Genomic DNA, 1,077 nt, shown 5'->3' with positions numbered 1-1,077 from the left:
TACCTTGGATTTTTTGCGCCTCATTTGCCGTCAACGGGTATTACTCGCTACTGAGCACCGATCAACAAATCCTGTATCTGCAATTTAATGTGCAAGATATTGGCTCATTAAGTGAAGGGCTGACCGAACTTGGCAATAGTCTCGTATCCAGCATACTGGCCAGTCTGATTGACTGCTTTGAGGCGTGGCTTGGCTTTCGGATCTGGCGCATTCCAGGCAAAATCTGGGCGCGCTGGAGCCAACCGATGTTGCTGCGTTTTACGTGGATGTGCTGCACCGTACCTTTTATCAGTGCCGCGTTACAAGGCGTAGTGTTCATCGCTCAACGCCGCCAACTGACCGCCTCTGATAGCGAGCTTAACTGGCTATGCTATATCTTGACCCAAGGATTAAATAACACGCTAGGGATGTTCTTATTAGTTCCCTTGCTGTATACCCTGATGCTGCAACAATACCGAGGACTGCAGGTAAAATGGGTGCACTACAGCGCCTGGCTGCTGCTACCTTTCCCACTCTTACTGGCTATTTATCACCCTATTTTCAGTGTGCTGATCTTTGTTTGTTCGGTGTGGCTGGTCCTGCAGTTTCGCTATCTAGGTGCTACCGCCTGCGTCTTTCTGCTCGGTTTGCAAGGGCTCACCCTGTCTTCACACAATCTGCTGTTTCATGCGCTATCCGTTGATAGTCACCGCTTAGCCTACTGGGCGATTTTGATTATCTCGATTGGTTTGCCTCTGCTGATGCTCGGCCAGATGCAAGAAGAGAACTTGGCTAACCGTACCTTGATGCAATGGCGCATCAACCACAAAACCCAAGCACTCAAACATGCGCTGCGCCGCACCGCCAAGCTGGCCAGTGAAGATCCGCTCACCCAACTCTATAACCGTGGTTGGGCACAAAAGCATCTCGAAACGCTATGGCCGCAATATCACGCGACGGCTGGGAAGTTATGCTTGCTGTTTATCGATATCGATCATTTCAAGAAAATAAATGATCACTTTGGTCATCATAGCGGCGATCAGGTGCTAGCCACTATTGCCACGTTATTGCGTAAACATATGCCTGATATCGCGATGA

The 1,077-nt window shown here is 49.5% G+C and carries 1 protein-coding gene; it reads left to right on the top strand.

The features are described from left to right. The coding region (locus ACRC27_RS10595) for a GGDEF domain-containing protein (RefSeq protein WP_438639843.1) at positions 1 to 1,077 on the top strand (1,077 nt) is incomplete at both ends.

The organism is Plesiomonas sp. (assembly GCF_051650925.1).
GTDB lineage: Bacteria > Pseudomonadota > Gammaproteobacteria > Enterobacterales > CAMTGL01 > Plesiomonas.
The sequence above is the reverse complement of the archived record's forward strand: the minus strand, read 5'-3'. Positions and strand labels throughout refer to the sequence as shown.